The organism is Paenibacillus doosanensis, assembly GCF_025060755.1.
GTDB classification, from domain to species: Bacteria; Bacillota; Bacilli; order Paenibacillales; family NBRC-103111; genus Paenibacillus_S; species Paenibacillus_S doosanensis.
This window is the reverse complement of sequence record NZ_JANYUY010000030.1, coordinates 22,997-29,354: the sequence shown is the minus strand read 5'-3', so window position 1 is coordinate 29,354 and position 6,358 is coordinate 22,997. Positions and strand designations below refer to the sequence as shown.

The window sequence follows — 6,358 nt, the reverse complement described above, 5'->3', positions numbered from 1 at the left end:
AGCTTCAGAGCATCACGTCACTACCCTGGAAATTACTCTTGGTACCCCATTTCCATTGTCTGTGGTGCCGCGTCGGCGGCATGGATGGCTTTTGGGGGATTTGTTCTAATTGGTATTGAGTAGCTATATTTCTATTTCTTTTCATCCTCGACGGCGATACCGGCAGCTCTTAAATGCCCGTAGGCAACGATTCTGCTAAATTGATAGGAAACTTCATCTGCAGGAAGGGGCTTATTGTTTTTAATCCACCAAATTACAATTCCCATGAAAGACGATCCGAGGTATTCGAGCAGCAATTCTTTGGATATCGCTAAAGTCGAGTTTCCTTGAGCAGGGTTCCACCCCTCAATTAATTTATCTTTAACGATAGTCTCCATTTTCGCTTGAAACTGATAGATTCTGTTCTCTTCAATTAACATGGAATGGTAAAAGGTTATATTTAGTGAAATATGTTCCAGTACAGCTTGCATGACTGTCTCGAGCATAGAAATACTGAAAGGATTCATGCTGATGGGACAAAGAACGACTGCATCCTTTAGTTCACTCAACAGTTCATTCATACATATATCCAATAAGTCGGGCTTGTTTTGGTAGTGAAGATAAAAAGTATTTCGGTTGATCATGGCCCGATCGGCAATATCCTGGATCGTTATCGCTTCATATCCTTTTTCCTGAATAAGCTCATAAAAAGCCTTTCGAATCGATTGTTTCGTGCGCACTATTCTAAGGTCGGTTTTCTTGTTCATCGTTTTTGTTTCCCACCTAAATTTGGTCGTTAAGCGACAAAGCTTTATGATTTGTCTGTTATCCTTCAAAACTAAACATATTGAATATTGAGCGTTGCATTCCCCTCCATTATAATGAGTGGCAGATAAATAAACAACATATTGTTCATTATTTATCTAATGACTAAAAAACTCTAAGGAGGATATTCCAATGACATTCAACCATCAAAATGAGCTTGTACGTAAGGCGGTCGCCGTGCTGGAAAGTTTTGAGAGCGGCAGCCCCGAAGCGATTACGGCTTACGTTCATCCAGATCAATATATTCAGCACAACCAGGCCTTACCCGATGGTCGTGAAGCCATGCTTGGTGCGCTTGATCATTTAAAGGAAACGGGTACAAAGGTAAGCATTAAGCGTACTTTAGTCGACGGAGATTATGTGGCTCTTCATTCTGTATATGATTTTCACGGCCCTAAAATCGCTATTGATATCTTTCGTTTTGAGAATGGACTCATCGTAGAGCACTGGGACAATTTGCAAAAGATGGAGGGTAGGACACCAAGCAATCATACGATGATTGACGGACCGGTCACAATTAAGGATATCGACAAGACGGAGGCCAACAAAGTATTGGTCAAAAGCTATGTTGAGAACATTTTGCTTGGGAAGAAGCCTGACCTGCTTGCCTCTTACTTTGATGGAGATACCTACATTCAGCATAGTCCTCATATTGCAGACGGCCTTTCTGGTCTTCACGCTGCTTTGCAGGCTCTGAAGGAGAAAAATATTGAGTTTCAATATACTCAAGTCCATCAAGTCATCGGGCAAGGCGATTTTGTTCTTATCCTGAGTGAAGGTCAATTTGATGGTCAACATACTGCTTTCTACGATTTGTTCCGCGTAGAGGATGGAAAGATCGCTGAGCATTGGGACGTAATCGAGAGCATACTGCCGGCAGAAAAACGGAAAAATTCGAACAGTAGGTTTTGAGCTTGCGTAAACTCAATCGCAAGAAAGACATCGCCGAATTGAATTACGGTGATGTCTTTCGCTTCACGAATTGCTGGAGTGATAATGTTGTATTCAAGTGGATACAGATTGGGGGAGGCCAAGCGGATGCCCGATTTGCGCCATCGCATTCTCATTTGCCGGGAGGACAGCAGCTTGGATTGCTAATGTCCACTCCACAATCATCCCGCCGAAGGTGAAGCCGCCGCCAAAGCCGACCAGCAGCAGCCGATCTCCCGTCTTGACTTGACCTGACTTGACTCCCATACTCAAGGCAAGCGGAATACTGGCAGCCGTCGTATTGCCGTAATACTCCATACTGTGCAGAGTCCTGCTCATTGGAATACCGATTTTCCTGCTTATGGACTCGACAATACGAAGATTGGCGCTGTGGGGAATGAACCAATCAATCTCATCCGCACTCAAGCGGAGCCGATCTAGAATTGTATGTATGACTTGCGGCACCGTCCCGACGGCAAACCGGTACACCTCCCGCCCGTTCTGCACCAGCATCCCGTCGCTTGCCAGCTTTTTTCCTGCCAGCTCATTTCTTAGGCCCGAGCGATAGAGATAACTTCCTCCATGACCGTCCGATCCAAAATACTGCGTGGCGAACGCCCCCGCATCCTCCGTTCTTTCCATTAGAACAACGCCAGCTCCATCACCGAATAAGATGCTGGAAGTACGATCCGAATAGTCCATTATTCTGGATGCCGTATCCGCTCCGACCACCAAAATTTTCCGATTAAGCCCGCTGGTTATTAATCCGTTGGCCATGTTCATCGCATAAACAAATCCTGTGCAAGCAGCGTTAACGTCGAGCGCCCCCGTAGCCGGAATACCATAATGATGCTGGATTAAGCAAGCAACGGAAGGCGTCGGAAAGTCCGGAGTATAGGTGGCTACCAGAATCATATCCACATCCATAATCGATACTTCATAGTTATTAATAAGGTCGTCAATTGCCCCTATACACATATGACTCGTGAACTCATCCTTAGCCGCAATACGTCTTTCACGTATGCCCGTTCGCTGAACGATCCATTCGTCGCTCGTGTCCATCATCATTTCCAAATCGGCGTTTCTTAACACTTTGGAAGGGACATAACTGCCGATTGCCGTAATTTTTGCTTTTGATCTCATGTTATCTATGGCCTCCTGCAAGTCGATCGAAGAAGTGATCTACCCGATTGGTATATTCCACAGGAAACAACTTATAAGATCCCGTATGCTTGGCTCCCGGAACCTTCCAGTAGCTGAATGCATCGGCAAATCGCTGTGACATCATTTCACTGTCGGCGCACGGTATAGTTTCATCCTGATCCCCGTGAATGAACATAACCGGCCGGGGATAAATCTGCTGTATGGATACGATCGGCTTAACGAGCTGCGGATTCTTCTTCATAATGAAACGAATGGCAAGCACCATAAGCGGGGAGAACGGGTATTTCGGAAGCTTGGACCATATCGACAGATTATCCAGCAAATACCGATTCAAATCGCTGAACGGACTGTCCGCAATGACACCGGATACTTCCTCGCACTTCGCTGCTGCCAGGAGGGACGCAGCCGCGCCCATCGAATAACCGATTAAGCCGATTCGTCCCTTACAGAACGTTGTGCACCAGTCAACGGCGCCCAGGATGTCTTGTTGTTCATCCAGACCAATTGTCGTTAACCGTCCTTCAGAATTTCCGCAATTGCGGAAATCAAACATGACCACATTATAATTGCGCTGGACGAGAGCCTTGGCTAATCCAAGTGCAGCGACTTTATTCTGGAGGCGGTTGCTCCTGTATCCATGCGCGAATATGATTGTCATCTTGGGCGAGCCGGCAGCGGGGAGAAACCATCCCTTCAGATTCACCGCTTGGTCCCGGCTTCGGAAAGTGATGGATTCATATTCCAGCCCTTCCTCATCGGGAGTCAATAGCACCGGCTTGCGCGCAGGATGCATCAGCTTCCATACCGCCCATAACGAGATCGCACATATTCCGATCAGAACAATTAGAATGATATACCCAACCCACATACTCATGCGAACTACTCCTTTTATCCTAAAATAGTACCAGGCAGTCACAGACTATCATCCCAGAGTGTCAGTAATATGTCAGAAGGGGTGTAAATTTGTGTTTTTTGTCGAAAAAAAACAACTTCTGCACAAGGAACATGATCCTTATGAAAAAGTTGTTTGTAGTCATTCTTGAACATTAGGATTCAAGCGGAACGATGAGTTCAAAGATTGAACCGTTTGTAGAGCTGTGAGTCAATACCAGATCGCCGCCTAATGAACGTGCTATCATTCGACTGAAAGGCAATCCGAGGCCAAGCCCATGTACAAGCGTCCTCTTATCTGCGCCGCGGTAGAACGGTTCGAATATATCCTTCTGCCCGGCTATGGGAATCCCGCAGCCTGTATCGTGAACGCTAATATGGCAATAACGCGCGGTTGTATCCAGACGAACTATAACTACTCCTTCGGCAACGATTGCATCTCTCGCATTATTCAGCAGATTAATAAGAATCTGTTCGATACGGATCGGGTCCGTACATAATTGAAGGTTAGCCGCCGGAACGGGCGCCTCCAGCTTCACTTCAATCGAGTGGCGCTCTTGAACGCAGCTCCAGCGCTCCACGATATCGGTCAGCATCGTCTGTATGCCGATGAGCTCGCGATCCACCTGAATATTGCCCGCTGCAAAGCTGTTGAAATCCAGCAAATCCTCTACCATCTTTTGCAGACGATTGCATTCATTCATGCAATGATCGAGGAACGCTTCCGCCTCATCCCCTTCAACGACCTTCCCGCGGACTGCCTGAACTAGCCCGCTGATGGCTGTGACGGGTGTTTTCAATTCATGTGTAACTCCTGCCAGCAGCTGCGTACGAAGCTTCTCCAAGCGATTGAGCCGATCGGCCATCTCCTGGAACGAATGAGTAAGCTCATGGATTTCTTTCTCTTTGTAATCATTTCTAAATTGTAAATTATAATTGCCGGCCACAATTTGCTTTGCAGCATTGGCCGCTTCCTGAATGGGCTTGATCAATCTTCTTGTCAATACATGCACAATTCCCCAGCCAATAAACAAGAAAGACGCCAGCAGAATCCATCTTGGATATCTGAAAGCAAACATGCCGTCCAGCGCATTACGCTGAGGGGCCATGTACAATGCATACCCTGCCTTGGAGGATTCAATAATAATCGGATATATGCCCGCTAAATACGGCTCTTGGTCTTGTTGAGCCTCCAGCTTGATGACCTGTGCATCTCCAGACATCATATCGGGGATTCGCATCATCATTTGCTTGATTTCCTCTGGCGGAACAGAGGGGTATTGTTGAACAACCTGGCCGTCCCGATTAAGAATGAACATAATGGGTCTGCTTTGAAGATTATGCCGCTCAGCCAGCTTGCCTAAAAACCCCTCCATATCGGGAATCTGGGGGAGCCTCCCATGATTATCTTGGGCGATGGCCCCAAGATCGCCGACCATGTTCTCCACACTGGTATATTGAGCGGATATCGCATTTCTGTTGAAAACATACATGGCAAGCAAACCAAGGATCATGATACTGATAAATAAGATCGTAAAATAACGGATCGACCAATGATAGAGCAGGCTTTTACGTTCTCGCTTGGACACGAAATTGATACCCCAATCGTTTCAATGTAATGATCCCTCCATCTCCGGCGGACCATTCCGCGAGGCTTTGGCGAATCCGTTTTATGGCCATATCGACGGCTCGATCGCTGCCCATATAATCCCTTCCCCATACAGCGTCAATCAACTGGTTTCGATCCAATGTCTGGTTCGGATGGCTGGCCAAATATAGAAACAGCGATAAATCCCTCGGCGTCAAATGAACCTCATCCCCGTTTAGCGTCACCTTATGCGAATTAAAATCGACCTTCAAATTGCCGAAAATAGCCGAATTTTCTGTCGCAACCTGCGGCAATCGCCTTAACACAGCCCGCACACGAGCGACAACCTCTTCTCCGATGAATGGCTTGACTAAATAATCGTCAGCGCCCCCATTCAGTCCTTCCAGCCGATAATGAATATCGCTGAGCGCCGTTAACATAATGACTGGACAAGCGCTTCGTTTCCTAATGGAATTAAGAACCGACCATCCGTCCATGACTGGCAGCATGACATCCAATAGCACCAGCGCCGGCTCCCACGACTCGAACAAAGACATCGCCTGGTCGCCGTTATAGGCTTGCTCCACCTCATAGCCGGCTTTGACCAGAAACGCTTTTAGAACCATGGAGATTCTCGTTTCATCTTCAACAATTAGAATCTTCTGCTTCATCATCCGTCACCTCTTCAAGCTTGCGGGTCTATGCCTCCTCCAAGCTCCCATCCAACTATTTATCGATATAGTTCTTAGGACATATTTCTCGTTTTGGCTGGAAATCCCTGCTTTCGGCATGAAAAAGACTGGGACTAAGGTCGTCCTAAGAGTCGCTTTGTCTTCGTAAAGGGGCCTAGCGGCCTTTGAACCAGGATGCAAAAATAACCGGCACATTCATCGTGATGGATTTCAACTTTTTATTAGCCGTTTGACTAGGAACGGAAGTAACGGGCAGGACAAAGACCTCAATATACTTTTAACTTTATCC

Annotated in this window: 6 protein-coding genes; 1 reads left to right on the top strand and 5 read right to left on the bottom strand. The window is 46.7% G+C overall.

Annotation, left to right across the window (positions count from 1 at the left end):
* Positions 1–131: 131 nt before the first annotated feature.
* Positions 132–746, bottom strand: a complete 615-nt coding sequence (locus N0M98_RS20610) for a TetR/AcrR family transcriptional regulator (RefSeq protein WP_249865160.1) — start codon at positions 744–746, stop codon at positions 132–134.
* A gap of 190 nt (positions 747–936) precedes the next feature.
* On the opposite strand from N0M98_RS20610, the gene N0M98_RS20605 reads away from it, so the two are divergent.
* Entirely contained in the window at positions 937–1,716 is a 780-nt protein-coding gene (locus N0M98_RS20605; protein ID WP_249865159.1) for a nuclear transport factor 2 family protein, read from the top strand.
* A 93-nt stretch (positions 1,717–1,809) separates the two neighbouring features.
* Here the strand turns inward: N0M98_RS20605 and N0M98_RS20600 are convergent, their stop codons facing one another.
* The 4 genes from N0M98_RS20600 to N0M98_RS20585 form a co-directional block, all read right to left on the bottom strand.
* Entirely contained in the window at positions 1,810–2,877 is a 1,068-nt protein-coding gene (locus tag N0M98_RS20600) for a ketoacyl-ACP synthase III (RefSeq protein WP_259618998.1), read from the bottom strand.
* 1 nt (position 2,878) lies between these two features.
* Positions 2,879–3,772 (bottom strand): alpha/beta hydrolase, encoded by an 894-nt coding sequence (locus N0M98_RS20595; protein WP_249865157.1) that lies wholly within the window; start codon positions 3,770–3,772, stop codon positions 2,879–2,881.
* Positions 3,773–3,944: 172 nt separating this feature from the next.
* Positions 3,945–5,378, bottom strand: a complete 1,434-nt coding sequence (locus N0M98_RS20590; RefSeq protein ID WP_259618997.1) for a HAMP domain-containing sensor histidine kinase — start codon at positions 5,376–5,378, stop codon at positions 3,945–3,947.
* Positions 5,359–6,051: a response regulator transcription factor gene (locus tag N0M98_RS20585; RefSeq protein WP_249865155.1), complete on the bottom strand. Its 693-nt coding sequence runs from the start codon at positions 6,049–6,051 to the stop codon at positions 5,359–5,361. The genes N0M98_RS20590 and N0M98_RS20585 overlap by 20 nt, the downstream gene beginning before the upstream one ends.
* Positions 6,052–6,358 lie beyond the last annotated feature (307 nt).

What these genes read in the sequence shown, in the direction of transcription:
- N0M98_RS20605 (WP_249865159.1), top strand. Translation starts at nt 937, where the DNA reads ATGACATTCAACCATCAAAATGAGCTTGTACGTAAGGCGGTCGCCGTG.
- N0M98_RS20610 (WP_249865160.1), bottom strand. Translation starts at nt 746, where the DNA reads ATGAACAAGAAAACCGACCTTAGAATAGTGCGCACGAAACAATCGATT.
- N0M98_RS20585 (WP_249865155.1), bottom strand. Translation starts at nt 6,051, where the DNA reads ATGATGAAGCAGAAGATTCTAATTGTTGAAGATGAAACGAGAATCTCC.
- N0M98_RS20600 (WP_259618998.1), bottom strand. Translation starts at nt 2,877, where the DNA reads ATGAGATCAAAAGCAAAAATTACGGCAATCGGCAGTTATGTCCCTTCC.
- N0M98_RS20595 (WP_249865157.1), bottom strand. Translation starts at nt 3,772, where the DNA reads ATGAGTATGTGGGTTGGGTATATCATTCTAATTGTTCTGATCGGAATA.